This window comes from Pseudomonas lijiangensis (assembly GCF_018968705.1).
GTDB classification, from domain to species: domain Bacteria; phylum Pseudomonadota; class Gammaproteobacteria; order Pseudomonadales; family Pseudomonadaceae; genus Aquipseudomonas; species Aquipseudomonas lijiangensis.
Genome location: NZ_CP076668.1, coordinates 1,586,310 through 1,612,562 on the forward strand (window position 1 = coordinate 1,586,310; position 26,253 = coordinate 1,612,562).

25 protein-coding genes are annotated in these 26,253 nt (G+C 54.9%); 16 read left to right on the forward strand and 9 right to left on the reverse strand.

The genetic code is table 11. The features are described from left to right. The first annotated feature begins 121 nt into the window (after positions 1–121). From KQP88_RS07020 to KQP88_RS07060, 9 genes are all read left to right on the forward strand, one after another. Entirely contained in the window at positions 122–1,165 is a 1,044-nt protein-coding gene (locus tag KQP88_RS07020) for a hypothetical protein (RefSeq protein WP_216705197.1), read from the forward strand. A gap of 1 nt (position 1,166) precedes the next feature. Then, complete coding sequence (locus KQP88_RS07025; RefSeq protein WP_253950559.1) at positions 1,167–2,345, forward strand: hypothetical protein; 1,179 nt, start codon at positions 1,167–1,169, stop codon at positions 2,343–2,345. Next, positions 2,342–3,028, forward strand: a complete 687-nt coding sequence (locus KQP88_RS07030; protein WP_216705198.1) for a hypothetical protein — start codon at positions 2,342–2,344, stop codon at positions 3,026–3,028. The genes KQP88_RS07025 and KQP88_RS07030 overlap by 4 nt, the downstream gene beginning before the upstream one ends. Before the next feature lie 347 nt (positions 3,029–3,375). Beyond that, entirely contained in the window at positions 3,376–4,866 is a 1,491-nt protein-coding gene (locus KQP88_RS07035; protein ID WP_216705199.1) for a hypothetical protein, read from the forward strand. A 488-nt stretch (positions 4,867–5,354) separates the two neighbouring features. Then, on the forward strand, positions 5,355–5,888 hold the full coding sequence (locus tag KQP88_RS07040) for a dCTP deaminase (RefSeq protein WP_216705200.1): 534 nt from the start codon (positions 5,355–5,357) through the stop codon (positions 5,886–5,888). Continuing rightward, on the forward strand, positions 5,889–6,602 hold the full coding sequence (locus KQP88_RS07045) for a dCTP deaminase domain-containing protein (protein ID WP_216705201.1): 714 nt from the start codon (positions 5,889–5,891) through the stop codon (positions 6,600–6,602). It abuts the gene before it with no gap. Continuing rightward, positions 6,599–7,135: a dCTP deaminase gene (locus KQP88_RS07050; protein WP_216705202.1), complete on the forward strand. Its 537-nt coding sequence runs from the start codon at positions 6,599–6,601 to the stop codon at positions 7,133–7,135. Before KQP88_RS07045 ends, KQP88_RS07050 begins: the two co-directional genes overlap by 4 nt. Before the next feature lie 847 nt (positions 7,136–7,982). Next, a complete protein-coding gene (locus KQP88_RS07055; RefSeq protein WP_253950560.1) occupies positions 7,983–8,525 on the forward strand; it encodes a hypothetical protein in 543 nt (180 codons plus the stop codon). A 181-nt stretch (positions 8,526–8,706) separates the two neighbouring features. Next, a complete protein-coding gene (locus tag KQP88_RS07060; protein WP_216705203.1) occupies positions 8,707–9,033 on the forward strand; it encodes a barstar family protein in 327 nt (108 codons plus the stop codon). A 322-nt stretch (positions 9,034–9,355) separates the two neighbouring features. Here the strand turns inward: KQP88_RS07060 and KQP88_RS07065 are convergent, their stop codons facing one another. Beyond that, positions 9,356–9,643 carry a hypothetical protein gene (locus KQP88_RS07065; protein ID WP_216705204.1) on the reverse strand — a complete coding sequence of 96 codons (288 nt, stop codon included), beginning with the start codon at positions 9,641–9,643 and terminating at the stop codon, positions 9,356–9,358. 86 nt (positions 9,644–9,729) lie between these two features. On the opposite strand from KQP88_RS07065, the gene KQP88_RS07070 reads away from it, so the two are divergent. Further along, entirely contained in the window at positions 9,730–10,089 is a 360-nt protein-coding gene (locus KQP88_RS07070; protein WP_253950561.1) for a hypothetical protein, read from the forward strand. A 36-nt stretch (positions 10,090–10,125) separates the two neighbouring features. Here KQP88_RS07070 and KQP88_RS07075 read toward each other — a convergent pair whose 3' ends face one another. Next, entirely contained in the window at positions 10,126–10,494 is a 369-nt protein-coding gene (locus KQP88_RS07075) for a hypothetical protein (protein WP_216705205.1), read from the reverse strand. A gap of 61 nt (positions 10,495–10,555) precedes the next feature. Between KQP88_RS07075 and KQP88_RS07080 the strand changes: the two genes are divergently transcribed. Together KQP88_RS07080 and KQP88_RS07085 are read left to right on the forward strand one after the other, a co-directional pair. Next, positions 10,556–10,906: a hypothetical protein gene (locus KQP88_RS07080; RefSeq protein ID WP_253950562.1), complete on the forward strand. Its 351-nt coding sequence runs from the start codon at positions 10,556–10,558 to the stop codon at positions 10,904–10,906. Positions 10,907–11,207: 301 nt separating this feature from the next. After that, positions 11,208–12,578: a GntT/GntP/DsdX family permease gene (locus tag KQP88_RS07085; protein WP_216705206.1), complete on the forward strand. Its 1,371-nt coding sequence runs from the start codon at positions 11,208–11,210 to the stop codon at positions 12,576–12,578. A 51-nt stretch (positions 12,579–12,629) separates the two neighbouring features. On the opposite strand, the gene KQP88_RS07090 is transcribed toward KQP88_RS07085, so the two are convergent. Beyond that, the gene (locus KQP88_RS07090) at positions 12,630–13,526 is read right to left on the reverse strand and encodes a LysR family transcriptional regulator (RefSeq protein WP_216705207.1); all 897 of its coding nucleotides are present in this window, start codon (positions 13,524–13,526) and stop codon (positions 12,630–12,632) included. Between the two features lie 102 nt (positions 13,527–13,628). On the opposite strand from KQP88_RS07090, the gene KQP88_RS07095 reads away from it, so the two are divergent. Both KQP88_RS07095 and KQP88_RS07100 read left to right on the forward strand, forming a co-directional pair. Next, a complete protein-coding gene (locus tag KQP88_RS07095) occupies positions 13,629–14,492 on the forward strand; it encodes an aldo/keto reductase family oxidoreductase (protein ID WP_216705208.1) in 864 nt (287 codons plus the stop codon). A gap of 88 nt (positions 14,493–14,580) precedes the next feature. Further along, positions 14,581–16,776, forward strand: a complete 2,196-nt coding sequence (locus KQP88_RS07100; protein WP_216705209.1) for an OsmC domain/YcaO domain-containing protein — start codon at positions 14,581–14,583, stop codon at positions 16,774–16,776. A 177-nt stretch (positions 16,777–16,953) separates the two neighbouring features. Here KQP88_RS07100 and KQP88_RS07105 read toward each other — a convergent pair whose 3' ends face one another. The 3 genes from KQP88_RS07105 to KQP88_RS07115 all read right to left on the reverse strand — a co-directional run bounded on the left by KQP88_RS07105 (position 16,954) and on the right by KQP88_RS07115 (position 20,982). Then, on the reverse strand, positions 16,954–18,489 hold the full coding sequence (locus KQP88_RS07105; protein ID WP_216705210.1) for a sensor domain-containing diguanylate cyclase: 1,536 nt from the start codon (positions 18,487–18,489) through the stop codon (positions 16,954–16,956). A 173-nt stretch (positions 18,490–18,662) separates the two neighbouring features. Beyond that, positions 18,663–20,012, reverse strand: coding sequence for an MFS transporter (locus tag KQP88_RS07110; protein ID WP_216705211.1), 1,350 nt, complete (start codon positions 20,010–20,012; stop codon positions 18,663–18,665). Between the two features lie 49 nt (positions 20,013–20,061). Continuing rightward, positions 20,062–20,982 (reverse strand): SMP-30/gluconolactonase/LRE family protein, encoded by a 921-nt coding sequence (locus KQP88_RS07115; protein WP_216705212.1) that lies wholly within the window; start codon positions 20,980–20,982, stop codon positions 20,062–20,064. Between the two features lie 275 nt (positions 20,983–21,257). Here KQP88_RS07115 and KQP88_RS07120 point away from each other — a divergent pair, with 275 nt between their 5' ends. Continuing rightward, positions 21,258–21,986: an IclR family transcriptional regulator gene (locus KQP88_RS07120; RefSeq protein WP_216705213.1), complete on the forward strand. Its 729-nt coding sequence runs from the start codon at positions 21,258–21,260 to the stop codon at positions 21,984–21,986. Here KQP88_RS07120 and KQP88_RS07125 read toward each other — a convergent pair. The 3 genes from KQP88_RS07125 to KQP88_RS07135 form a co-directional block, all read right to left on the reverse strand. After that, positions 21,969–22,886: an amidohydrolase family protein gene (locus KQP88_RS07125; protein ID WP_216705214.1), complete on the reverse strand. Its 918-nt coding sequence runs from the start codon at positions 22,884–22,886 to the stop codon at positions 21,969–21,971. The two genes, KQP88_RS07120 and KQP88_RS07125, sit on opposite strands and share 18 nt — an antisense overlap. A 49-nt stretch (positions 22,887–22,935) precedes the next feature. Beyond that, positions 22,936–24,267, reverse strand: coding sequence for an MFS transporter (locus KQP88_RS07130; protein WP_216705215.1), 1,332 nt, complete (start codon positions 24,265–24,267; stop codon positions 22,936–22,938). 77 nt (positions 24,268–24,344) lie between these two features. Further along, positions 24,345–25,322 (reverse strand): hydroxyacid dehydrogenase, encoded by a 978-nt coding sequence (locus tag KQP88_RS07135; protein WP_216705216.1) that lies wholly within the window; start codon positions 25,320–25,322, stop codon positions 24,345–24,347. 230 nt (positions 25,323–25,552) lie between these two features. Here KQP88_RS07135 and KQP88_RS07140 point away from each other — a divergent pair, with 230 nt between their 5' ends. Further along, positions 25,553–26,230: an RraA family protein gene (locus KQP88_RS07140; RefSeq protein ID WP_216705217.1), complete on the forward strand. Its 678-nt coding sequence runs from the start codon at positions 25,553–25,555 to the stop codon at positions 26,228–26,230. Positions 26,231–26,253 lie beyond the last annotated feature (23 nt).

Sequence of the window (26,253 nt, forward strand, 5' to 3'; positions counted from 1 at the left end):
TTTTTAAGGTACTTTGTGCTGGCATGAAGCCATATTTACAGCAGGACGCTCCTCCACGGCTAGGGCCAATATCTCCTTGTCGGTACCGTTCCTGCGCATTCATTTTGTGACAGGAACGACCATGTCAGGCGGCGAAACCGAAAAAATTGCGAGGCTCGCGGAGCTCGTTTCCAACGATATTTTCAACTTTTTCCGTTGGAAAAAAGAGGGGCCTGCCAACCTCAACTTCGCATGCGTGAAGAAGGAAACACACGCGCCCTTGAAGAAGTCTGAGCACACGCATCCGACTGACGTAGTGTTCAAATACGCAGATCCTTACCTGAACAAAGCCATCTACCTTCATACCGATTTGAAGAGCTATGCGGTTGGCTCCATCACGCTGGATTCGATCAAGAAAGCCTTGAAGTCCCTGGGCAAGACCATCGACTGTGCTCGTGCATCGCCGGAATGGCAGACGCGCTACCACCTGGCCAAGCGTGAGAAGTATGAAATTCGTGGGATGCTGTTCGTCTATAACCACGATGACGAGTACGACAAGAATTTCTACGACCACTTCAAGGACTACAAGGGTGAGAATCTGCACATCAAGGATTCTCAGCAGATTCATATTGTCGAGCCTTCACTGATCAATTACCTGAAGACGCTGCAGGTCGATGTGAACATACTCAGGGCGGAAGGGAAATTCCCTAGGGACAACTACACCTTCTATTACCCTGACCTCGTTTTGCACAAGGCCAGTGGCGAGTACTGGGAGCGTGCGGCCACCGCTGAGCTCATCGCTTCGCCGTACATGATCATCCACCACAAGGAGGTGATCTCGTACTGCGAAAAGGCCATGAAGCCGACAGAAACGTATAGTGAAGGCTACCTAATCTACTATCGCCGCGATGGTAGCAGTGAGATCGAATTCCGGTACCTCTTTGACGCCCTGTCCAGGTTCCAGATCCTCAACGCCAACAAAGACTTGAAGATCCGGATCAGGGTTGCCAATCGCTACCATCACAGCAGCATCCTCAGCAATTTCAATGCTGCCATCAACAGCTATGTGGCTGAGTGGGGCGAAGACGAAAACCGCAAGCGAAAACTGCAGGCGATCGAACTGGACATCGTTAATCACGCGATTCCGAACTATAAGCCCGAAGCGATCGGATGGGAGCGAGAGTGACATGAGAATGGGTAGCTTGTACTTTGCATCCGACAAAGCGATCTTTGATGCGCTCACGCAGCGAAGCCTGACGAGCGCAGAGCTCAGGAAAGTCTTCCTCTCTAGAGGGATCGTGATTTCCAATGAGTCGGACAAAAAATTCCTGGCCAATCGATTCAGTGCCCTGTTCCATGACTACTACGACTATCGGAACCTATCGCTCCTAGTGGGTGGCCGTGACAGTCGCGAGAAAACCACTAACGTGGTCGTCACGACGGCGGTGTCCAAAGACCAACTGACCGACGCTTTGACATCCGTTAAGGAATGGCTGGTGGACGACCAGCATGAGCAGGCTGAGGTGGCCGTCCACGGCGATCAGCTCAAGCTCACCGTCAAATACCAGAAGCTTGATCTGAGCCAGGCAGAGTTCCGCCAAGTCGTTGAGAAGACGGCGGAGGTGATCCTTGAGAAGCAGGGCAGTGCCTGGAAGATCACTGGCCCCATGAACGACAAGTTCAAGGACATCACCGATCAGTTGTACTCCCAGATCGAGATCGTCACTGACCAGGACGTGGCGACCCGAACTATTTCCCTTGAGGCGATCCCTGATGCCGGCATCAGGACGAATTTCCTTCGCGACTTGATCCGCAACCTTAAGGACATGGAGGTGGTAGATGTGGTCGATGTCTCCACGTTCAACCCTAAAGATCGAGAAGATGATGACCTGGATCTCAGTGACGAGGCGTTGGTGATTGAGGATTCTATCGAGATTGAGTCAGAAGATGAGGGCGAAGAGGGGGAGAATGTCGATCCTGAAGCCGAGTTGGCCAAGCCGCAGCCTGAGGCCAGTGCTCACAAGATCATCCGCATCGACAAGGCGTCCCTGAAGGGTAAGGGTGTCTTAGAGTCGAAGCAGTTGCGTGAACTGGAAGGCCACGGTTTTTATCTGTGGAAGATTCGATGGACAGCCCGCGAAAAGCTCGTAGGGTCAGAGATCGTTCAGTTCGAAGCTCAGTTTGGCAACCAGGCCAAGTATTGCGATTTCTCCTACATCGTCAAAGGTGTTTACAACTACAACAACGGTAAATACGCCAAAAACCTGGTGCGTGCCGAACTGGTGTTTGAGCAGAAGCTCAAAATTCGCTTGGAGGAAGCGGCGCAGAAGACCCTAGATGACATCGAAAGGAGTTTAATGGTATGAAGGTAAAGCGGCTGAAACTCTGGATTCTGACCGCTCGCATTGACTTTCAGGCCCTTGTGCATGGGCTTCGACAGCAGCCGTTCAACGACCAGAACCGGATCGGTGTTGAGGTTATTGAGATCCTGGATAGCAAGGCCACTTTTCGGTACCACGAGCAGCGGGATATAACTCAGTCGTTCACTAATCCCTTGGGCGAAACTGTCGAGTCGAGTTACTCGACGTTCATTAGCTTCGACATGGTGTTTGAAACGCTTGGGCTGGATCGGTACTCGATCTGCATGGGTTCACCGCCGAAGGATCTGAAACCGTTCGTGGAGCTTATTCGAGCTGCAACCGGGACGAACTTTGCCCTGGAGATCGTGAAGCCGGATATCTCATCGGTCTATCAGCAACTTAAGGCTGACAAGCGCTTCACCAGAGTCATGGCCAAGCGGATCGTTTCCGGAGCGGTGATGTTTGATATGGAAAGTAGCTATCGAGTCGATATTGCATCGACGGGAAACGCTATGACGAAGTTGTTGGAGATCACGAGGGGCCGCGTGGCGCCGATCGAAAAAATCAAAATCGTCTACACATATGACTCAAGACCTGTTCAGATTGAGCTCTCGCGCTCAGGTTCGATAGCAGTGTCGTGGGATGATGATGAGCATCTGCAGCTACTGACAGATCTCTTGATCCGGTAGATAGGCAGAGGCTACGAGAGGTCGAGCGGGATGTATGAGGTCTGTCTCGGCTGGGGGAGTCACAAAACCTGGCTTTGCCCATCACACCCCTGACTGCCAGTAACCAGAAAGGAGATGGTTTTATATTATCAAGTGTCTGCTATTGGCCGATGCTGTTGAAAAAGTCGGAGTTTCAAACTGGAAGACTTCGAGGTTGATCGTCTCTTCAGAACCTGTTTACCACGTTGCGTGGCTTTTCCGGTTCTGCGTTGATTGTTGCAGCTTGGCCAGCGGCTTGGAACCGGCTTTAATTTCGTCCGGAATCAAAACTTGGGACGAAAGTCCTGCCATGTACTTGGAACATGCAGATGTCAAAACTGAAGAAGAAGGCGGTACGGCTTGATCGCGTGAAGGTTAAACTCAAGCGCGAGCGCGAACAGAGACTAAGAAGTTACTACGCCCAAATCGGATCGATGCACAAAGATCCGGTCGTCATCAGCGTGAAGGCGGCAGTCGCATACTTCAAGTCGTTCATGACCATAGATCAATGGGCGCGTCGAAAGGCCGGTGTGATCGAGTATTTCTCAGGCATCACCAAAACCATGTTACAGGCGCCGACGAAGGATTCAGGTGAGCTTAATAATCGCATGGCCTACTTTGCCAAGTGGATTGACTGGTACGTCTATCTGGCAGATGTGTGTACGACCAAGGCGTTCGGCCATGATGAGGCACAATGGTCCCGAATTCTGCCTTTTTTCAAAAAAATTGGCGACTCACTGGATCTTCTAGCAGAGGTCAGGGGATCGGCCCAGCGTGTTAAAGAAATGCTTCACGGAAATGACAACAACGCTGATTCGGTTTTGTTTGAGCTCATAGTCGCCATTGCTTACGCTGAAAAGGGGTGGGAGGTTGAATTTATTCCCGAATGCAAAGGCAGTAAGACTCCAGATTTCAAGGCGGTACGATACGGAGAGACTGTGTTTGTCGAATGCAAGCGTTTGCAGAAAGTGACGGACTATTCTGAAGAGGAGCGCTCTGCGTGGTTAAAGCAATGGAAGGTGCTGGTTCCTGAAATGATTCAGATAGGCCATCCTGTAATTGCGTACGTAACATTCAAGACGGAAGTAGCGTCGCTGCGTCCCGATTTGGTTGCCGACTTGTTCAAGTCTGCCTTTGAGCGCAAGGTTGGATATGTGAGCAGTGATGACTGTGATTTGCGGTTGCGGCCAATAGATTTTCCAAGCCTGTGGAAGCATCTGTCAAAATACTCGGTCAAGTTTCCATCGGCCCAACTCAACGCGCTTCTTGATCCGTCATGGGCACCCCATGCATCGTACACAATGGTTATGAATGCGAAATTCAAGCTGATGCGTGAAGATAATTCAGTGCTCAATCGTTTCGTTGAAGAGATTGGCTCAGTCTATTGCGCGCGCTGGGAATGTGTAGCAGAAGCTTCGATCAACAAGAAATCACGTGACGTTCGTAGTCTGTTGACTAAGGCGGTCAGTCAAGCACCTGCTGACGCAAAAACGGTTGTCCATATTGCCTACGAAACATTGCACGGGCCTGAAGTGGAGTTCGTCAGAGATAACAAGATTCAAGGGCTTTTGCGCGAGTTTGATTATGGCGAGAAAGATATCGCGTGCGTGTTTTGTCATGCGATGCAACCTGCTGCATTTCCCCAAGGCATTGTTGAGATTGCAGAAACCGCTCGTTTCTTCAACCGATCGCTAAAAGCTGAGGACTTGTTGCCTGGCCACCAACTGCTTTTTGGGGGAGGGGAGGGTGTGAAAGTCACCTTTAACGATACACACTGGATGCAGGATGTGCGCAACGGGGCGATTCACGAAGTCTTTTGATCCTTGAATTAGGCTGGGCATAATTTCGTGTGCTGCGCGCTGTACAGCGAGCTTGGGTCAGGAGTGGGAATGTCACAGCGGCTATCGAGTGCTATTCACGCGCAGAGCGCTCAGCGTATGCCCAAGAGTAGTTACAGGTCGGGACAGGTTTGGTCCAATTTAAGTATCCACACAGCACGAAAAAGTGCGTGTTCCTAGCAAGGTGTTGATAGCCTCCACAGCTGTAACTCTGGCCAGTCTGTGCCATTCGACGGACTCATGTGGCGGGGGGCGTTGCCTGAAAGGCTCTGATTTTTCGCACGGGCCCTCGGCCCTGGTTCGGCCGAAAATCACTATAGTTTTGTCACAACGGATTTGTCCTTGCTAGTGCTCTGGAAGCAAACGCAAAATGCTATGTCAATGGCTGAATACCACTATTCAGCTTGCTCACAGCGGACGCTCTTGATGCTGAAAAGCTTGAATGATATTCCTTTTTTGAGGCACTCCGAATGATTTACTCACCGAAATCCCTTACGGAATTGGTGCAAGATGGCAAAGTAATCCGAAATCTTTCCGATCGCGAGCTCCTTGTGCCTGAGGGGGTAGGCTTCGATCTGAGGCTCAAAAACGTGTCGTGCCTTACTGATGGCTGCGGAAGCCTGAAAATCACCACAAGACGCACGCCATCGAGCAAGCTATTGGTGGCTGACGCAGATGGTTGTGTGATGCTCAAACCTGGTAAAACGTACCTTGCAACCACGATTGAAGAGTTTGACCTGCCTGAATATCTGGCTGCACAGTTTTTCCCACGAAGCACACTGTTCAGAAGCGGCGTGTCCTTTGCCTCAAGTGTTTTGCCGCCCGGTTACATCGGACCGATGACGTTCGCATTGACCAATCATCATCACGACCCGTTTGAGATCGAAATTGGCGCCCGCTTCGCCCATGTAATATTTCATACAGTATCAGGTGACGTTGGACTGTACAAAGGACAGTGGCAAGGAGGTCGCATTTCTCAGCCGAAGGACGAGGATCAGATATAAATGAGTGTTTTACAGATCAAGGGACGTACGACTTCTTCGTACTCAGAGTTTACCGCCGCTTCGCAGTCCAGTAATAGCCTGATTTACACCAATGCCCTTGAGCGACATATCGAACCCTTTTCGCTAGAGCTTTCCGTTGGCGATGGCTGGAGCGAAAACTATTCAGAGAATGACAGAAGTCTTTGGGGCATTGAGGACAGTATCACGCTCAAGGGGCATGACTCGATTGTGGTCGAGGCTGGGCAAGAAGTGAACGTGCCGCACAATCGATACGGTATCGTCTTACCAACTGGTAGTTTGTTTCTTTCACGAGGCGTACTTGTCGCGTCAGCCAAGGTTGAGCCAGCGTTTTCGGGAAAGTTGAAGCTAAGAATTTACAATACCACAAACAGAACCATTAAACTGGAGAAGGGTGAGAAATTGGGTTCGGTGATCTTCTTTTCTACCGAATCGACGCAGACTCACACGCCAATCACCAGAAACAGTGAGATTTCAACAAAGCGTATTACGATAATCGCGCGGCTTAGAAAGTGGGTGGGACTTAACAAAGTCGCCTCGATAACCTTGCTGGTGAATATTCTTTGCAGCTCATTGGTTTCTAGCTTGGTTATTTATTTTCTCTTCTCTACGCCGATGCGCGACGTTCAGGACCTCAAGCCTGCAGCGTCCGTGCAGCCCGCGCCACCTCTCACCAGAGAATCCAATAAAAAATGATTGTAATTGATAATAATTTAGAGCATTTGGCAGTTCAGTACTCAATCTGCGACAAATCGTTATTTGATGAATTTTCGCTAAAAATCCAGTTAAGTCATCATTATTACGAGCCAAAGCGTGATCCGGCGCAGGAAATTGTCTATATGGCACATCCAGCTCCGGTCACCTTGTTTTCTGAGCGTAAAGAGATCGCCCAGAATCTTGTGTTGCAGCCGGGCGAGCAGGTGATCACCTGCAGCAATCATCGTTATAAAATACCGCTGGATTATTTTGGTCTGGTGCAGACGAAAGGGACCTTGGCCAGACTATTTGTGCAAGTCACTTGCAACGATGGACAGGTGGAGCCTGGATTCGAAGGTTTTATAACCCTTGAGATCATCAACCTGTCGCCGTGGACGATCAAAATCCCTGCTGGAGCCGATATTGCTCAGATGTATCTGCTCAAATGCAGCAGCACAGCGTCTGCGCCATACCATGGCAGGTATGCTGAAGAAGCCAAGAATGGACCTACTTTGGCGATCTTTGGTAAATAGCGGCCCCTTCTCGTCATAGCCATTCGTTGAGACCTCTAGCCATTCTGCAACCTGCGATGCGGTTCCTGTAGTGTTCCAGGTTTGGCCCGATTAAGTCTGCCGTGCTCTGGCTGCGTAATTGAAGGACTTTACCAGTCATTTGCACTCGACCTGATCAGGCGTTTACATTGGATGTGACCAGCACGTTACGTGTCCTTCAGCGGCAGAATCTGCCGATTCTGTTGAAAAAGTCGCTCATCCAAAACTGCCTAGTCATTGGCCAGTGAGAGCATCATTTTTGCACGTTGCTGCGTGAAATCCGCGTCTGAAAACCTCTGCCAAAAGTAAAGATTTCAATCTTGAACGCGTACTTTTCAGCTAAGGAGACAAAGCTCGAATTTTTCAACAGAATCGGCCAGAAGCGGACCTATCGAGAAACTCAGCGTTGCCAAGTAAATTGATAACGTGTGTCATCGCGCCATACGTCACCGCCGGTCCAATCATATGCACCTCAGCGTACTCACCCTTGATCGAGTTAACTGGGTAGGTTCTTCATCGAGCGGGTGTACCGTCACAGAGCGTAACTACCTGAACTTTCGAATCGATGGGTGTTCCGTCCTGAATATCCTCACGAGCACTGACGGTTCTCACTCGGATTTCATGACCCGCTTTGTCAGTGGTTTTACCCAGCAAAGCCAAACATTCGTCGATAACCTCTTAGGCTGGGATCTACCTGAAGGGGAGGCTGCCCGAGTTGTCATTTACATCTGCCCAGAGTGCGGGGACATTGGATGCGGAGCCTATTCTGTAGAGATTGAAAGGAGTGATACGGGCATTGTGTGGGATTCATTTGCTTATGAAAACGGATATGAACCTCTTCGCCCAATCTGCGATATTGGCCCATTTTTGTTCGATACAGATGAATACAAGGGGATCATCATCGGAGCACCGGCACGGTGCTGAGGGACCTTCCCTGGATATCAACAGGCTACTGAAAAAGCGACAACTGAACGTACAGGAACAGAATGCGGTGGTTGCCTATAAAATAGCGAAGACCGCTTGCACTTGGCGGGAGAGGGATATTCCTGTTTGCCTGGTTGAATATGCCGAAAGCCAAGGTGTTGACTGGACAGATACCATTGTCTTGAAATTGGAAATAGATTTTTCCGGTATGCCCTGCTTGTTCGGACTATTACTCACTCAAACCGAACGCTTCATTGCGTTCGAGCTTGACACCGATATAGCACACCGAAAACTTCAAGCGGTTGACCGCTGGGAGGATATATCTGATCAGCAGGACTACTCGGTCTCGAAAAAAGGCATTGGGAAAGGCTTTGGAGCTATAGCATTGGAGGTCAGGCGACAAATGCTTTCCCTACCGCAAGACTCAGCCTTTAGCCTCACCACTTGAAGTCGTGTCAGGGACTTTGCTCCAAGAGCCTATAAGGTCTACCCTCTGCCAGCAGGGCGCATCGTAACGTCGTTTGTAGCAGATTGAGGCCTGGATTGTGCAAATCTGCAGTCAGCCATTGACTTCGCCTTGTGAGACCGCCATACCTGTTTTTATCCACGTGACGAGAGTTAATCTGACAATGGTGAAAGTGGATACAAACCTGATTTCTGACTGGCAAACATTTCACAGTGTTTTCGCAGAAAAGTTCGGTTTTCCTAGCTTCTATGGTTGCAATATGGACGCTTGGGTTGATTGTCTTTCATACCTTGATGATCCCAGTGCAGAAATGTCGTCTATCCACGTTCAAAGCGGAAAAACGCTTTCATTAGTCATCGAAAATGCCCAGAGCTTCAAGCGCCGCTGTCCTGAACAATTTGAAGCGCTTGTGGAATGTGCAGCTTTTGTGAACTGGCGAGTCGTGGTTGCTGGCGGCACCCCGCTCTTGGCACTTGCTTTCAATGTTTAAATTCTCGCCCACGCCAATCGATAGGGGGCAGCCACTGCGATTGGGTGAGAGTTGGCGGTTCGAACAGGCTGCAATCGGCTACAGACGACCATAAACCCTTTACTTACCCTGCCGGTTTGTACGGTGGAAATGCCGCGACGTTTTTTATTCCCAAAGGCGTTCCTGTGCCGAAAGGGCAGCCTGGTCATTCAGCGGTATATGATTTCAATTCAATGCGTTGTATCGGGGGCATGTGCCGGTAGAGCGAAGCTCGGATAAGGCTCGACAAGGCTCCGGCATGACTGTCAGTACGCAACAGACACCTTTCCCGGTAAATCAACAATCAGCCAATCAATTTCATCAATTCAGCCACCAACTCACGTGCGTCCTGCTGATAGGTGCTACGCCAGACTGCTGACCAGTCGGCTGGCCTACCTTGTTCTTCCCACTCTGCCAGCGCCAGGCCATTCAGGATCTCCAGCTCGAACCACTGGCGTTGCCAGGCTTCGGCATCCTCAATCAGTGTGTTGTCCTGCCACAGACACTCGGTTTGTGCGACAAAGTCGGCCCAGGCAAACAGATCTCCGAATGCCCGTTCTGCCTGCTTCATCAACTGCGCCTGATCTGCCATATGTCACCGCCGTCACTTTTCCAGAACTGCTATTTATTAACCGCCGCAAAGCAAATCGTTGATCGCCTTTCAGGTCGTTTGCGATAGTGCGCGATTGGCAGCCAGGAGCGCTGCCTTTTCAAGATAATGGAGCCCTTGTGATCCCGGGATATCGCGTCCGTATTTACTGTTTCATCGGTGCCTTTTTCTGCCTGGGTATTGCGTGGGCGATGATGACTGACGAGCTCTATGACGCATTTACACTTTGGCAATTCGATGTCTTCACGGGGCCGCGTAGCCAGAGAGTCAAAGAACACCTTATCTTCGACGAGCAGCCCGTGCGCTTTCTCTTTTATCTGCTGAAAACCCTGGTGATTTTTATTCTTTTCGTCGGTGCTGGGCTTGCCATGTCGTGGGGTGTGTTGCGAGGACGCAAGGCGTTCAAGCGTTGGCATGGCAATACCTGACAGAGGGGATATCAATCTCTTGATGGTGGACAACCATCAGTCCTTCTTTATCTCTTCCAGGCGTCCACCACAGCCAATGAACGACTCCTTGTAGTCGTTAAGGCAGCTACGAGACTCAGTCGGTTGCGACGGTGGTGAGCCGCAGGGTTGCGGCATTTGTGGACTTGCCTCGAATCGGTGAGTACAGGCTCCATAGTTGGACATCTGCCACTCATAGAACTGTTTGTTGCTTTGTCGGGTTTGTTGCTCTTTTGTCTCGCATTCAGCGACTCTCGCGTCGAGTTTTTCAACACATTGCCTGCCTTCAGCAGTATCAGGCTTGATGTAGCGGTATTGCGTACAGGCACTCAGGCTGAGTAAGGCGAGCAGGGTAAAGAGTGAAAAGTATTTGGGGGGCGAACTCACAGGTACCATCTCCTTGATCCATGGAAACTGGTTATCTGACTGGTGTAACAGGTTTGAGTTCGTGTCAGGCTTGGGCGCATCCCTGACTGCGCACTTGTACTTCGATGACGCCATGGTGAGTATCCAGATGACGCAAGCACCCCAACACCTGTTCGCCTCCGTGCGGCGACGCTGTGAGTATCGTCCTGCCGTAACCGCTATCGCGCTGTTGGGCCTTGAGGTCGAGGGGGAGGGCGAAGCACCGGTTTATATGGAGATTCGTTTTATTGACTACGACAGTCAGCAGGTTGAAGGCGACCACTTGATGTTGTCTCTGGAAGAAGCCCTTGAGCATGCACGTGCCGATTACGGGATTCTTCAAACCGATTGGCGTGCAATGAGTCAGGAGGAAATTGATCGGATTGCCTGGTAGGGATTGGTCATCCGTGCAGGCAAGCAACACGTATGGGAAGCAGCTTGCTGGCGAAAAAGGCCTGTGAACCTGCAGATATTCTTCGCCTGCTGAAGTCGCCAGCAAGCTGCCTCCCACAAGGTAATTTATTGGCCTTGACTGGATCGGCATGACTCCTTTTTGTTTGTTACACGCCAGCCCTGCATGTGACCTTTTGTGAAAATTTAACTGCGTCACAATGCCGCATTCCGGTATGGTTCTGAAGAATTGAGACAAATTGTTTCATGCTTCGTGATGAAACCATGCCGAGAAGGGGTTTACGTTGGATCTGTCGTCTGCTGCCTGGGTGTTGCATGACACCCGCCTGATTATCTGCTGCCTGATTGCGATTGCCACGATCATCGTGCTGATCAGTGTCACCAGGCTTCCTCCGTTTCTGTCGATTCTGGTGGGTGCTTTCATTGCCGGGATCGGCGCGGGTTTACCACCGGAGGCCGTTGCCAAAGCGTTCAGCAAAGGGGCGGGCGGTATTCTCGGGGAGGCGGGGATCATCATTGCTTTGGGGGCGATGCTGGGTGCGTTGATGGCCGAGTCGGGGGCCGCAGACCGGATTGCTACCACCTTGCTCGGGCTGGGCAAGGGCAAGACGTTGCCCTGGGTCATGGCGCTGGTGGCGATGGTTATCGGCCTGCCGCTGTTCTTTGAGGTCGGGCTGGTCATGATGGTGCCGATCATTTTTGTGATGGCGCGTCAGTCCAATCAGCCGCTGTTGAAGATCGCCATTCCCGCACTCGCTGGTATGACCACGCTGCATGCCTTGATGCCTCCGCATCCCGGGCCGCTGATTGCGGTCAGTGCCTTGCACGCCGATCTGGGGCTGACCATGTTGCTGGGGCTGTGTATTGCGGTGCCTGCGGTGATTCTTGCGGGGCCTCTCTATGGCAACTGGTTGTCGAAGCGCATGCACATCGAAGAGCCTGCCGAGCTGGGTGAGCTGTTCAGTGCCAAGCCCAATGTCAGCCGCCAGCCGGGTTTTGGTATTTCGTTGTTGATCATTCTTTTGCCGGTGATTCTGATGCTCGGCAGCACCCTGGCCAAGGTGCTGATGGAGCCTGAAAGCAGTCTCGCGCTGACCCTGAAGTTTCTCGGCGAGCCGCTGGTTGCCCTGGGTATCGCGGTGTTGGCTGCGACGGTGTGCCTGGGCTGGGCCAATGGTCTTTCCCGTGAGCATGTGGGCGGGACCTTGCGTAAAAGCCTGGCGCCGATAGCCGTGCTGTTGCTGACCATCGGCGCCGGTGGCGGTTTGAAGCAGACCCTGCTGGACGCCGGTGTCAGTCAGACGATCAGTAAAGTGGCGGAGGGCGCGCACATGCCGTATCTGCTGCTGGCCTGGCTGATTGCCGTGGCGCTGCGGCAGGCAACCGGTTCGGCCACCGTGGCGACCACCACGACCGCGGGCATCCTGGCACCGATGATGGCGGGGCTTGCGCCGGTCGAGGCCTCGCTGGTGGCCCTGGTGATCGGCGCGGGCTCGGTGTTCTTCTGCCACGTCAACGATGCCGGTTTCTGGATGGTCCGCGAATACTTCGGGCTGCAACTGAAGCAGACGATCTGGGTCTGGTCAGTGCTGCAGACCATCGTTTCGGTGGTCGGTCTGGTGGGCACGCTGCTGCTGTGGCACTGGTTGACGTGACGCCGTGGCCTCGGTACGGCGCCCTACGATAACAACGCCTCGACCTCGCTTTCAGCCCGCCTTGATGAAATCAATGAAGGCCCGCAAGGGGGAGGGCAGGTAACGGCGGCCGGGGTAATAGAGAAACGGCCCCGAAAAGCTCTGCCACCAGGGTTCCAGTACCGGTTCGAGGGCGCCACTGTCCAGGTGAGGACGTAACCAGTCCTCGAACAGATAGACAATTCCCAGGCCGTCGATGGCTGTCTGTATGGCCATGTCCATCGCGCCGCCTATCCTGACCACCAGCGGGCCGTTGGGCTCTACGCAGATCACTTCGCCGTTGCGCTCGTATTCCCAGGCAGGCATCGCGCCGCTGGGGAACCTGCCCCGCAGGCAGGCATGGTCAAGCAGGTCGCGTGGATGTTCGGGGCGACCACGGGCGTTCAAATAAGCTGGCGAGGCCGCCGTTGCACAGCGCTGGAGACGCGGTCCGATGGGGACCGCAATCATGTCCTGTTCCAGGCGCTCATCGTAGCGAATGCCAGCGTCACAGCCTGCCGCGAGCACATCGACGAAGCTTTCCTCGACAATCACCTCCAGGCGGATTTCGGGATAGGCCTGCAGAAATGGCGTAATGATCGAAGGCAGCACCAACCGCGCTGCGCTGAGGGGGACGTTGAGCCTGAGCGTGCCGGAAGGCCGGTCGCGAAAGTCGTTCACCACATCCAGCGCAGCCTCGACTTCGCCCAGTGCCGGCACGATGCGCTCCATCAGTTTCTTGCCAGCCTCGGTCGGCGTCACGCTGCGCGTGGTGCGGTTGAGCAGGCGCACCCCCAGCCGTGCCTCCATGCGGCGTACGGCATCGCTCAGGCTCGATGCGGATTTTCCGCTGGCCCTGGCGCCTTCGCGAAAGCCTGCGGCGTTGACCACCGCCACAAATGCCAGCAAGTCCTGAATGTCTGTTGCCACTGTTCGCTCTCCCGTACGACCTGTGCCGATTGCAATGGATTATCGGATCACTCGTCAATACCTATAGTGGTTTCACATCACTATCGGACAGAGGCAGATCACATGAGCGACGCCAGCAACGCAGGTACATTTTTACTGGGTGACCGCACAATCAATCGCATGGGTTATGGTGCGATGCAGTTGGCAGGTCCTCATGTCTTTGGTCCGCCCAAGGATTCGGACGCGGCAATCGCTGTGCTGCGTGGAGCGCTGGAGGCTGGCGTGAATCATATCGATACCGCCGACTTCTACGGGCCGAATATCACCAATCAGTTGATTCGCCAGGCCCTGCATCCTTATGCCGATAACCTGGTGATCGCCACCAAGGTGGGTGTCCAGCGTGGCAGTGATGCTTCGTGGTTGCCGGCCCATGATCCGGCCGACCTGATTCGTGCCGTCCACGACAACTTGCGCTACCTGCAACTGGATGTGCTGGAAGTGGTGAATTTCAGGGCCTGGGGTACCCAGAGTGCGCCCGACGAAGGTTCTATCGAGGAACCGTTCACGGTGCTGGCCGAACTGCAGCAACAGGGTTTGATCCGGCACCTTGGGCTGAGCAACGTCACCGCCTCTCAGGTCAGGCAAGCGCAGGGGATCGCCAGGGTTGCCTGCGTGCAGAATCACTACAACCTGTCGCATCGCAACGACGAGTCGCTGATAGCCGATCTGGACGCCCAGGGGATCGCCTATGTGCCGTTCTTTCCCCTGGGTGGTTTCACGCCGCTGCAATCCGAAGTCCTGGCGAGCGTGGCCCGGCGCGCAGGCGCATCACAGCTTTGCGTGGCGCTTGCGTGGCTGCTCAAGCGTTCTCCAAACATCCTGCTGATCCCGGGCACATCGTCTGTGGCTCACCTGCGCGAGAACCTGACCGCCAGCGAATTGAACCTTGCGCCAGAGCTGCTGGCCGAGCTGGATGCCATGGCCTGAGCTGACACCATCCGCAAAGCGCAAGACTTCCCGCTGAAAAACCGGATAATGGCGACCAATCGTTTGTTCGCTATTCTGGTAATCCCGCATGGAAATCAAGGTCAACTTTCTCGACAACCTTCGACTTGAAGCCAAGTTCGATGACTTCACGGTGGTTGCCGATCAACCTATCCGCTACAAGGGCGATGGTTCGGCTCCGGGTCCGTTCGACTATTTCCTGGCTTCATCGGCCTTGTGCGCGGCTTACTTTGTGAAGTTGTACTGCGAAACCCGCAACATCCCCACCGACAATATTCGCCTGTCGCAGAACAACATCGTCGATCCCGAAAACCGCTACAACCAGATCTTCAAGATCCAGGTCGAGCTGCCTGCCGATATCTCCGCCAAGGACCGTCAGGGCATCCTGCGCTCCATTGATCGCTGCACGGTTAAAAAAGTGGTGCAGGCCGGGCCTGAGTTCGTGATCGAGGAAGTGGAGAACCTGGACGCCGATGCTCAGGCGTTGCTGATGCCGAGCCTGTCTTCGGGAGAGGGCACCTGCATTGCCGGCAAGGACCTGCCGCTGGAGCAGACCATCGCCAATATGTCGGGCATCCTGGCGGGCCTTGGCATGAAGATCGAAATCGCCTCGTGGCGCAATATCGTACCCAATGTCTGGTCGTTGCATATCCGCGATGCGCAATCGCCGATGTGCTTTACCAATGGCAAGGGCGCAACCAAGGAAGGCGCACTGGCGTCGGCGTTGGGCGAGTTCATCGAGCGGCTCAACTGCAACTTCTTCTACAACGATCAGTTCTGGGGCGAGGACATCGCCAATGCCGAGTTCGTGCATTACCCGGACGAGCGCTGGTTCAAGCCAGGCCGCAAGGATGCGTTGCCGGAAGAAATCCTCGACGAATACTGCCTGGAAATCTACAACCCTGACGGCGAACTGCGCGGCTCGCACCTGTACGACACTAACTCCGGCAATGTCGAGCGTGGCATCTGCTCGCTGCCGTATGTGCGTCAGTCGGATGGTGAAGTGGTGTACTTCCCGTCCAACCTGATCGAAAACCTGTTCCTCAGCAATGGCATGAGTGCCGGTAACACGCTGGTGGAAGCGCAGGTTCAATGCCTGTCGGAAATCTTCGAGCGCGCCGTCAAGCGGGAAATCCTTGAGGGTGAAATCGCCCTGCCGGATGTGCCTCAGGACGTGCTGGCGAAATACCCCGGCATTCTGGCCGGTATTCAGGGCCTTGAAGAGCAGGGCTTCCCGGTACTGGTGAAGGATGCGTCCCTGGGCGGCGAATTCCCGGTGATGTGCGTCACCTTGATGAACCCGCGCACCGGCGGCGTATTCGCCTCGTTCGGCGCACACCCGAGCTTTGAAGTGGCGCTGGAGCGCAGCCTGACCGAGTTGCTGCAGGGTCGCAGTTTTGAAGGCCTCAACGATTTGCCGCAGCCGACTTTTGAAAGCCATGCGGTGACCGAGCCCAATAACTTCGTCGAGCACTTTATCGACTCCAGCGGCGTGGTGTCGTGGCGCTTCTTCAGTGCGAAATCCGACTTCGAGTTTGTCGAGTGGGATTTCTCCGGCCAGGGCGAAAACTCCAATGCCGAAGAAGCCGCGACGCTGTTCGGTATTCTCGAAGACATGGGCAAAGAAGTGTACATGGCGGTGTACGAGCACCTGGGCGCGTCGGCCTGCCGCATTCTGGTGCCGGGTTATTCCGAAATCTACCCGCTGGAAGACCTTATCTGGGACAACACCAACAAGGCGCTGCTGTTCCGTGCCGATATCCTGAACCTGCACAGCCTGAACGCCGCCAGCCTGAAAAAACTGGTCAAGCGTCTGGAAGATAGTGAGCTGGATGACTACACCGACATCACCACCCTGATCGGCATCGAGTTCGACGACAACACAGCCTGGGGCCAGTTGACGATCCTTGAGCTGAAACTGCTGATCTACCTCGCCCTGCAGAAGTTTGAAGAGGCGAAAGAGCTGGTAGAAGCCTTCCTGCAATTCAACGACAACACCGTCGAGCGCGGTCTGTTCTATCAGGCCTTGAACGTGGTGCTGGAAGTTGAACTGGACGAAGAGCTGGCGCTGGAAGACTACGAAGTCAACTTCCGCCGCATGTTCGGCAACGAACGCATGGATGCCGTGCTGGGCTCAATGGACGGCAGCGTCCGCTTCTACGGCCTGACGCCGACCAGCATGAAACTCGAAGGCCTCGACAGACACCTGCGTCTGATCGACAGCTACAAGAAACTGCACGCGGCGCGGGCGAAGCAAACCGAGTAGGAGTGTAATTACTGTGGGAGGCAGCTTGCTGGCGAAAAAGGCCTGAAAACCGGCAGATATTCTGCGTCTGTACGCAAAAGTCGCCAGCAAGCTGCCTCCCACAAAGTGATTCATTGACCTTTGACATTTCACTTGTGGCAGGGGCCTTGGCCGCGACGACTTGAGAGCGGTGCCGAGTCAGACCATGCCAGAGACAACTTGATTGCGGCCTTCATGCTTGGCCTTGTAGAGCGCCTTGTCTGCCGATATAAGCAGCTCATCACCCCCGGATGATCCTGATGAAGGATCATATGTGGCTACTCCTATGCTGACGGTTACTCGACCTCGCTCCACCAGGCGACTCTCTATGTGAGCATCTTCAACCGCCCGCCTGATGTTTTCGGCTATCAAGAGAGCCCCGTCAAGATCGGTGGCGGGCAAGATCACCGCAATTTCTTCTCCGCCATATCGCGCAGCCAGATCCGAGCTTCTGCCTTGGCACGCACGGACGAGGGCTGCAACGCGACGTAAACACTCATCCCCCGCTGGGTGCCCATAACAGTCGTTGTATTGTTTGAAATGATCAATGTCCAAAAGCAGCAGGGATATCGGGTTCTGATTATTTCGAGCCTTGTTAAATTCCATGTCCAGCGTTTGATCAAACTGTCGGCGGTTGGCCAGGCCCGTAAGTCCATCCTCGCTCGCAAGAATGTGCAACTGACCATGATCATGGCGTAACACGATTTCATCCTTGGCTTGCTTTTCTATATCTCGCATGGTTCTGATGCCGAGATAGAGAATAATGAACAAAGCAGTGAAAACGGCCGAAAGGGTTAAAAAACAATCTCGCTTCCAGGAAGCAAATATATAGCCGTCGGTGATACCGACCGACAACCGAATGGGGTAACGCCCACTACTGGCGTAGCCGACCATTCGCCGCTTCCCGTCTACCGGTGAATCAAAGAGAAGGACGCCTCGCGTGCTTCCAGCCTGGATCGCCCGTACAACCGGCCCATTGGAAACATTGACCGCTATAAGTTCCGGGCTGAAGGGGGTCCTGACCAATTGAACACCATCGGTGCGAGCCAAGCTCACAATTCCGTTTGCACCCAGCTCAAAGGATCGAAAAAACTCGAGGAAGCTTTCTAGGCGCAGCGTTGCAAGTGCCACACCAGCAAACGCTCCGTTAGCGTCTTCAAGACGAATGGACACTGTGATGATCCATTCTCCTGTTGTGCGACTCTGAATCGGCGGGCCTATGTACGGGGCGAGACTTTCATTCTTTTGGTGGTACTTGAAGTACTCGCGATCAGCGTTGTTGCGCTGAGGGATTTGTGGCGACAAGGTTGTCATGATCCATCGCCCGTCAGCAGCATAAAAAAATATACCCTGAATTTCGGTCTGCCCGTCCACCCTGCTGTGGGCGACACTCATCATTCGAGCCAGATTTTCGGATGTTTCACCATCATGACGATAACGCTCGGCCAGACCGACCAGAATCATGCTGGCATAAGTGATGGAACTCTCTGCCGAACGCAGTATCGATGCAGACAAGTTTGCAAGCTCTGTGCGGCGTGTCGTCTCCACATCTTTGTATTGCCCATAGAGAAGGCTTCCAGTAAGTATCCCCAATGTCATGCAGGCCACCACAAGCAGGACGATGGCCTGTACCCCCAGTCGACCGGAGACTGGCATAAATGAATGGGCGGTAGTGGACGATGGTGGCTTGGCCATGGTCAGGTGGCTCAGTTGAAGGCTGGATGGTGAGGGTAAAAGTTCTCGATATTAAAGGGTGTCGGCCATTGCAGCCCCAGCATGAGTTTTCGATGTGATTGGACGGTCGCGGTCGTTTCTTGCTCGATAGCTGCAACTGGCCGGCCCTCTGAACAGGGCCGGCCGGAGGGTATTTATCGAGAGGCGCTGTCGTAAGCGGCCTGACCGGTGTCGGCGTCCTTGCGGCGTGCCGGATCTCCGAGCCAGAGCATCAGGCAGGTGCCGAGCATCAGGAAGGATGCGACGACGTAGAACGGCACGGAGAACGACTGGGTGGCGTCCTTGATCAGGCCGATCAGGAAGGGCCCTGCAAAACCTCCAAGGTTGCCGATCGAAACGATCAGCGCCAGTCCGCCCGCTGCGGCGCGACCGGTCAGGATAGTGGAAGGGATGGCCCAGAAGGTCGCCTGGAATGACAGGATGCCGGATACGGTCAACGCCAGGCAGGTGACTTTCAGCAGCGGATCGTCAGTGAGTGCTGCACCCACCAGAGCGATGGCCGCAAAGGCGAGGGCGCCGGCCACGTAGGGCAGGCGTTGCTGGCTGCGGTTGGCCAGGCGTGCCCAGATCGTCATGGAGATTGCGCCCAGAACATAAGGCAGCGCGGTAACCAGGCCTACGGTCGTGTTGGTCATGCCGAGGCTTTTGATGATCTGTGGCATCCACAAGCCGATGCCGACGGAGCCGACGATGCAGCAGAAGTTGATCGCCGCCAGTGTGAACACCTTGGGGTTGGTCAGTGCGCTGCGCAAGGTATTGCCATGGGAAGAGCCGATGGCTTGCTGCTCTTGGTTGAGACGGTTACTCAGCCAGGTTTTTTCCCGGTCATTCATCCAGCGCGCCTTGGTCGGCGTGTCCACCAGCACGAACAGACAGGCAATGCCCAGCAGCACCGCTGGCAACGCTTCGGCCACCAGCAGGAACTGCCAGTTTTTCAGCCCCATGATCCCGTGCATTTCCATCAGCCAGCCAGACAATGGCGAACCGATGATGTTGGCGGTGGGGATACCCAGCAGGAAGGCCGCGATAGCCTTGGCGCGCCATTTACCGGGAAACCAGTAGGTGAAATACAGATAGACGCCTGGCGTGAAGCCGGCTTCTGCCACGCCCAGCAGAAAGCGCAGGATGCTGAAGCTGATCGGCCCGGTGGCGAAGGCCGTGGCCATGGAAATCAGGCCCCAGGTGATCATGATCCGGGCAATCCAGACCCGCGCACCAAAGCGTTGCATGAGCAGGTTGCTGGGGATCTCGAAAATGAAATAGCCAAAGAAAAACAGGCCTGCTGCCCAGCCGAACATGGTGGCGGTCAGTCCCAGGTCCTTGTTCATGCTGATGGCGGCAAAACCGACGTTGGTGCGGTCCAGGTAGCTGATGACGTAGCACAGGAATATGAAGGGCAGGATACGCAGCATCACGCGGCGCAGCAGTTTTTCGCCTTCTTCGTCCGACAGAGGAGGGAGCGCATCCGGGATGTTCTGGGTCATGGCATCACTTCTTTTGTAATTGTTTTGAAGGTATGGCGAGGCGTATGGGTCAGCTATGTGAATACATGCTCAACCCCGGGGTCGCTGTGGTCACTTGCAGGATCGAGCCCGATTCCGACTCTGTGATGTAGAGGTTGCGGTTGTCCTGACCGCCAAAGGCCAGGTTCGTGTTGCTGATGCCCTGGCAGGACACGATGCGTTGAAGCGGTTCGCCCACTTTCGACAGTTTCCATACCGAGCCGAAACCGGTGTGGGCGATGTACAGGTTGCTTTCGTTATCCAGAGCCAGACCATCCGGTCCGCCCAGGCCGCCGTGAAGCTGAGAGAAGACGCCGACCTTGCCAATAATCGAGCCGTTGCCCAGCGGAATGCGCCAGATTTGCTGGGCGCGGGTCACGGCGATCAGCAGGTGATTGAGGTGTGGGTCGAAAACGATGCCGTTCGGGCTGGGGATGGTGTTGATCAGGCAGGACAGGTTGTTGTCACTGCTCAGCTTGTAGACTCGCCCGGTCGGATCTTGCAGGCCGGTCTGGCCCTGATCGGTGAAGTAAAGGTCGCCGTTGGGGGCGAATACCAGATCGTTGACACCCTTGAAGCCTTCGGACCCTGCCGATTCCAGCAGCGGTTCGATATGCCCGCTCTGAGGGTCAAGCACCATGATTCCGCGTTTGTAATCGGTGATGAAGATTCGCCCGTCGCGGTGGATCTTCAGGCCGTTGGGCCAGCCGTCGTATTCGCACACCAGATCCCATTCACCTTGCGGGGAGATCCTGAAAATCCGGCCGTAAGGGATATCGGTCACATAGAGGTTGCCGTCACGGTCGAAAGACGGGCCTTCCAGAAACGAATCGATTTCACGGCCCTGACGGTTGGCGTCTGCCCAGGCGGTTCGACGTGGTTTGCGGAAGTGGTTCGGCAAGCGAGTGAAAACCGTCGTTTCGACGATGGCGGGTGCGGGGAAGAAGCTCATGAGCGCTCCTGGAGTTAGAATTGTTATTGGTAAAAATAAAACTCAATTTCAAAATAAGTGATTTTTTATCGTTAATCGATACCTTTGTTCGGTTTTTTGTAAACTAATGAAACTGCGTTCCATATTTTATTTTCGAGAGGGCGCGGAAACGCTTGATACGCAAGCGCGGGCCGTTTGCGGATGTGAGGGCGGTACAGCGATGGCGAGGATGACCTCGTTGGCGGATAATGCTCGGCCAAGCCTGCTGATGGGCTCCACGAGTCGAGGTGTCTGTAATGGTAAAAGCGCGGCCGCGCCCTGCGGTGAATGGTGTGGCTTCGGCCGACAGGGTCTTGACGGTGCTCACGGCATTTCAGGTCGGAGACAAGGCGCTGAGTCTGGTCGAGTTGGTCGAGCGTACGGGGCTTATCAAAAGCACGATCATGCGCTTGATGGTTTCACTGGAAAATCACGGGTTCATCACGCGAATGGCCGATGGGCGCTATCAGTTGGCCAGCGAAGTCATGAGGCTCAATGCCGTTTACCAGGAGTCGCTCGATCTGGAAGGCCATGTAATGCCAAAACTGCATTACCTGTCCGAGCAGACCGGTGAAACCGTATCCTTTTACGTTCGCCATGGTGCCTACCGCATGTGTCAGTACCGGGTGAATTCTGTTCATCGGCTGCGGCTCAATATGCAGCCGGGTGACATGCGTCCCATGGATGAGGCTGCCGGAGCCCAGGCGTTGCGTGCCTCTTTCCAGACTGCAATGGCGCTGGAAAAACCGTTTTATTCCTGTGGCGCGACCGACCCCCATGCCGCCTCTGTCGCGCTGCCGATTTATGGCGCCCAGCAGGAACTGATGGGCGCTCTGGTCATTTCAGGGCCTGCAAGCCGATTGACGCAAGAGGCTGCCGAGAGTTTCAGGGCCGTCTTTTTTGACGCCGCGCGCGACCTGATGCGCAGTCTGGGTTGCAAGGCGGCAAGTAACTCCGGTGCTGTCGAGTCAGAATCCGTAAAGTGATACGGGGTTATCGCGCAGAATCAATGTGCGCTTTTTCTCATCGCCAGCCCAGGCTCCCAGCAGGTCCAGAATGGCAGCGTCGTCGGGTTTCCTGTCAGTTGCCAGTGTAGGGTGGGGCCAGTCGCTGCCCCACAGCATGCGTTCGGTGTTTCTCATGATCAATGCACTGGCAACCTTTCCCGAGTCTTCATAGTCAGGCGCTCCCGAGAGCGAGCGAAGGTAGGGGGCGGAGAGCTTGATCCAGGTTCGTTCGTTGTCCAGCAGCCGGGTCAGTGAGGCGAATGCATCGGACTTCACGCCTTCGGGCTGGGGCACATGCCCCATATGATCGATCACCAGCCTTGCCGGCAGTCTGGCCAGGCGTGATTCCATTTCTGCCAGATGAGGTCCGGGGGCGACCTGCACGTTCCAGCCAAGCTCGTTCACTCGGGGTGCGAGCTGTTCAAGGTCATCGAGTGACGTGCTGCCTACGCTGAAATTGAAGCGTATGCCGCGCACGCCAGCCTTATGCAGGCGGCCCAGTTCCTCGGCGCTTATCGACGGATCGACAACGGCTATCCCACGCGCGTTACCCTGACTGCGCAGAAGTCCGTCGAGCAGGATGCGATTGTCGGTGCCGTAAGTGGATGGCGTTACGATGACCATTCTCGACATGCCCAACCGCTGTTGCAGTTGGCGATAATCTTCGAGTGAAGCGTCGTCCGGGAGCAGCCTGGCATTGGCGGCAGCAGGGTAGCGTCCATCGTACAAATGCATGTGGCAATCAACGCTACCGGCCGGTGGAAGCCGTTTGGGTGGAGCCTCACCGCGACTGAAAGGGACGTTGGCAAGAACGCCCATGGACGCGAGTGCGCTCAACGCGCTTCCTGCCTGCAGGAAGCGGCGACGAGATAAAGCCATTCGATAAACCTCTTTATTCTTGTATTGAGGCGTTGGCAGGTGTGGTGTTTCAGCCCTTGGCAGCCGCAGCTCCGGCCAGCTCGGCTTGTTCGCGTTCACGCTTGCGGCCGATGACCAGAACCATGACGCCTGCAAGAGTGCACAGTGCCGCCAGTGGCATCAGTGCCAGTGCATGGCTGCCTGTTGCGTCATGAATCGCGCCGTAGGCATTCACCATGATTCCGCCGCCGATCAGGTTGGCCAGGGCACCCACGGCTGCGAGTCCCGCCGCGGCCGTAGAAGATGAAAGCCAGCCGGAAACCAGTGCCCAGAACGGACCCTTCATCGAGTAGGCCCCAATCAGCACCAGGCTCAACATGATCACTGTGGCCACCAGAGATGAGGTGAACAGTGTCAGCAGCAGGCCGCCAGCGATCATCAGCATGGTCATTGCCGTATGCCAGCGACGTTCGCCGGTGCGATCGGAGCTGCGTCCCCACACAATCATCAGCACCGAAGCGAGGCCGTAGGGAATGGCGTTGACCAGGCCGATCTCCATGGCACTCAAGCCAAAGGTCTTGAGCAGTTGCGGGGCCCAGACGCTCATGGTGCTGCCAGCGGCAGAGGCGCCCGAGTAGATCAGTGCCAGTACCCAGATATCTTTGTGGCGAAGCAGCTTCCACAAGGAGAGGTGCCCGATGGTCGTTTTCTTCGAGGCCTCTTCTGCCAGACGCTGGGTCAACCAGTTGCGTTGCTCGTTACTGAGCCATTTGGCTTGTTCGGGGCGGTCGGTCAGGACGAACAGGCAGGCGATCCCCAGCAGTACGGCCGGAATGCCTTCGATGATGAACAGCCAGTGCCAGCCGCGCATGCCCATCCAGCCATCCAGGCTCAGTAACAGCCCCGACAGGGGAGAGCCAATGAAGTTGGCGGCGGGAATGGCAACCATGAAGATGGCAACCATGCGGGCACGATAAGCGGAAGGCAGCCAATAGGTGAGATACAGCAATACGCCAGGGAAAAATCCGGCCTCGGCAGCGCCGAGCAGAAAACGCATCACGTACAGCGAGTTGGCTCCCTGCACGAAGGCGGTCCCCGCGGAAATCAATCCCCAGGTAATCATGATCCTGGCGATCCAGATACGCGCACCATACTTTTGCATGGCCAGATTGCTGGGGACTTCCAGAAGAAAGTAGGAGAAGAAAAACAGGCTGCTGGCAAAGCCGAATACTTTTGCAGTCAGGCCCAGGTCTGCATTCATCTGTAGCGAAGCCATACCGATATTGCCGCGGTCAATGATCGCAATCAGGTAACAGATGATGAGGAAGGGCAATATGCGCCAGGCGACCCGGCGCATGGTGCTGCGTTCAAGTTCGCTGACGCTGGAGGCTGTTGATGTCATATGACTCTCCGGTTCTTGTTTTTCTGGAGTGTTTTAATGAGCAGAGCTCCCCTTGAGAGGAGCTCACGATCACGGGATCAATGGTCGAGCAGGTGGCGGTTGACCACGCACCGAGGGTCCAGGGGAGTGCCTTCCCATACATCAATGATCTGGCGAAGTGCGACGAGCCCCACGCGATCTCGCGCTTCGGAGGTGTTGGCGCCTACATGCGGAGTCGCGACCAGTGTCGGTAGGCCCCAGAGCGGACTGTCGGCCGGCGGGGGCTCGGGGTTGAAGGTGTCCAGGCCGGCGCCCGCTATCTTGCCTTCGCTCAGTGCGTCAACCAGAGCCTGGGTATCGATCAGCTCGCCGCGGGCTGTATTGATGAGAATGCAGCCAGGGCGCATGCGCTGGAATTGCGCAGCACCGATCAGGTTGTAATTGGCGTCTGTCAGCGGGCAATGCAGGCTGATGACATCGCTTTCGGCCAGGAGACGGTCGAAATCCTCTTCGCGCGATACATGAGCCCGCTCGGGCAATTGCTGCAGATAGGGGTCATAGACCTTCACCTTCATCTGCAGCGGTGCCACCAGGTCCATCAGGATGCTGCCGATCGAACCCAGTCCCACCAGGCCAAGGGTCTTGCCAGACAATTCAATGCCGTTCGCTGAAGACTTGTCCCAGTGACCATCACGCATGCGTGCATCCAGAAGAGCGGTCTGGCGGGCCACGCTGAACATGAGTGCAAAGGCGTGCTCGGCAACGGACTGCGCGTTGGCACCCACCGCAATGCTGACCGGCACGCCCAGAGCGGCAGCCGCCTGAATATCGATGGTGTTGAAACCCACACCATGCTTGGCGATCACCTTGAGCCTGGGGGATGCCTCGATCATGGCGCGGGTCAGCTGACCCTGGCGAACGATGATCGCATCGGGTTGCTCGGCGCGAATGATCGCTTCCAGTTCTTCGGCGGGGAGATAGGGCGTTGTGGGGATCACCCTGATGCCTTGGCTTGCAGCCAGATTCATGGCGTCCGCTGCGAGTTCGGGCCCGGTGAGCAGGATGGTTCGGGTCATGTCAGACACCTTCTTGTTATGGTCGCTTCAGATGTGGTGAGCAGATTCTGCTGGGGATAAACACTATCATATTGAAATGCCGTTGCAATATTAAGATTTAATTCTTGTTTTTGATGAGGTTGGTGGGGTTGAATAGGAATTGAAATTTCAATAATGAAATGTAATTCTGTTTTGGTTGGCTGTGCACAACCGACGACATCGAACAACATCAACAACACGAGGTACGTCACATGAGCATTGGATTCAGGGTTCTGGAGCGCGCACGCAAGGTCGATGCAAGCTGGGTTTCGCGCTACCGCGAGGTTCCGGTCGCTAACGTCAGCGACTCGATGAACCGCATGACCGCAGGCGGGGCGAGGTTGCGCCCCATGCATCGTGGCGGTGTGCTTGCCGGTCCGGCGATAACCGTCAAGGCCCGTCCGGGGGACAACCTCATGCTTCACTACGCACTGGATATTTCCCAGCCAGGCGACGTGATTGTCGTGGATGCCGGCGGTGACCTGTCCAATGCGCTGATCGGTGAAATGATGGTGGCCTACGCCGTCAAGCGCGGTGTGGCGGGGATCGTGATCAATGGTGCAATCCGCGATGCGGGCGCCATCGGCCAGGGTGATTTCCCGATGTTTGCGGCAGGGATTTCACACCGTGGGCCTTACAAGGATGGTCCGGGCGAGATCAATGTGCCAATCGCCATCGACGGCATGGTGATCGAGCCGGGCGACCTGATCATTGGCGATGACGATGGCCTGTTGTGCGTCCCTTATGATCAGGTCGCCGAAGTGTATGAGCGTGCAGTTGCCAAGCACACGGCTGAGAACAAGCAAATGGAGCAGATCGCTCAGGGCACCAATGACCGTACCTGGGTGCTGGAGTCGCTGAAGAAAAAAGGCTGCCAATTGCCACTGTGATTCGTTGCTATGCAGTCCGAAAG

Excerpts from the sequence above, each read along its gene's own strand:
- KQP88_RS07020 (WP_216705197.1), top strand. The coding sequence starts at position 122 with ATGTCAGGCGGCGAAACCGAAAAAATTGCGAGGCTCGCGGAGCTCGTT.
- KQP88_RS07025 (WP_253950559.1), top strand. The coding sequence starts at position 1,167 with ATGAGAATGGGTAGCTTGTACTTTGCATCCGACAAAGCGATCTTTGAT.
- KQP88_RS07030 (WP_216705198.1), top strand. The coding sequence starts at position 2,342 with ATGAAGGTAAAGCGGCTGAAACTCTGGATTCTGACCGCTCGCATTGAC.
- KQP88_RS07035 (WP_216705199.1), top strand. The coding sequence starts at position 3,376 with ATGTCAAAACTGAAGAAGAAGGCGGTACGGCTTGATCGCGTGAAGGTT.
- KQP88_RS07040 (WP_216705200.1), top strand. The coding sequence starts at position 5,355 with ATGATTTACTCACCGAAATCCCTTACGGAATTGGTGCAAGATGGCAAA.
- KQP88_RS07045 (WP_216705201.1), top strand. The coding sequence starts at position 5,889 with ATGAGTGTTTTACAGATCAAGGGACGTACGACTTCTTCGTACTCAGAG.
- KQP88_RS07050 (WP_216705202.1), top strand. The coding sequence starts at position 6,599 with ATGATTGTAATTGATAATAATTTAGAGCATTTGGCAGTTCAGTACTCA.
- KQP88_RS07055 (WP_253950560.1), top strand. The coding sequence starts at position 7,983 with ATGAACCTCTTCGCCCAATCTGCGATATTGGCCCATTTTTGTTCGATA.
- KQP88_RS07060 (WP_216705203.1), top strand. The coding sequence starts at position 8,707 with ATGGTGAAAGTGGATACAAACCTGATTTCTGACTGGCAAACATTTCAC.
- KQP88_RS07065 (WP_216705204.1), bottom strand. The coding sequence starts at position 9,643 with ATGGCAGATCAGGCGCAGTTGATGAAGCAGGCAGAACGGGCATTCGGA.
- KQP88_RS07095 (WP_216705208.1), top strand. The coding sequence starts at position 13,629 with ATGAGCGACGCCAGCAACGCAGGTACATTTTTACTGGGTGACCGCACA.
- KQP88_RS07100 (WP_216705209.1), top strand. The coding sequence starts at position 14,581 with ATGGAAATCAAGGTCAACTTTCTCGACAACCTTCGACTTGAAGCCAAG.
- KQP88_RS07105 (WP_216705210.1), bottom strand. The coding sequence starts at position 18,489 with ATGGCCAAGCCACCATCGTCCACTACCGCCCATTCATTTATGCCAGTC.
- KQP88_RS07110 (WP_216705211.1), bottom strand. The coding sequence starts at position 20,012 with ATGACCCAGAACATCCCGGATGCGCTCCCTCCTCTGTCGGACGAAGAA.
- KQP88_RS07115 (WP_216705212.1), bottom strand. The coding sequence starts at position 20,982 with ATGAGCTTCTTCCCCGCACCCGCCATCGTCGAAACGACGGTTTTCACT.
- KQP88_RS07120 (WP_216705213.1), top strand. The coding sequence starts at position 21,258 with ATGGTAAAAGCGCGGCCGCGCCCTGCGGTGAATGGTGTGGCTTCGGCC.
- KQP88_RS07125 (WP_216705214.1), bottom strand. The coding sequence starts at position 22,886 with ATGGCTTTATCTCGTCGCCGCTTCCTGCAGGCAGGAAGCGCGTTGAGC.
- KQP88_RS07130 (WP_216705215.1), bottom strand. The coding sequence starts at position 24,267 with ATGACATCAACAGCCTCCAGCGTCAGCGAACTTGAACGCAGCACCATG.
- KQP88_RS07135 (WP_216705216.1), bottom strand. The coding sequence starts at position 25,322 with ATGACCCGAACCATCCTGCTCACCGGGCCCGAACTCGCAGCGGACGCC.
- KQP88_RS07140 (WP_216705217.1), top strand. The coding sequence starts at position 25,553 with ATGAGCATTGGATTCAGGGTTCTGGAGCGCGCACGCAAGGTCGATGCA.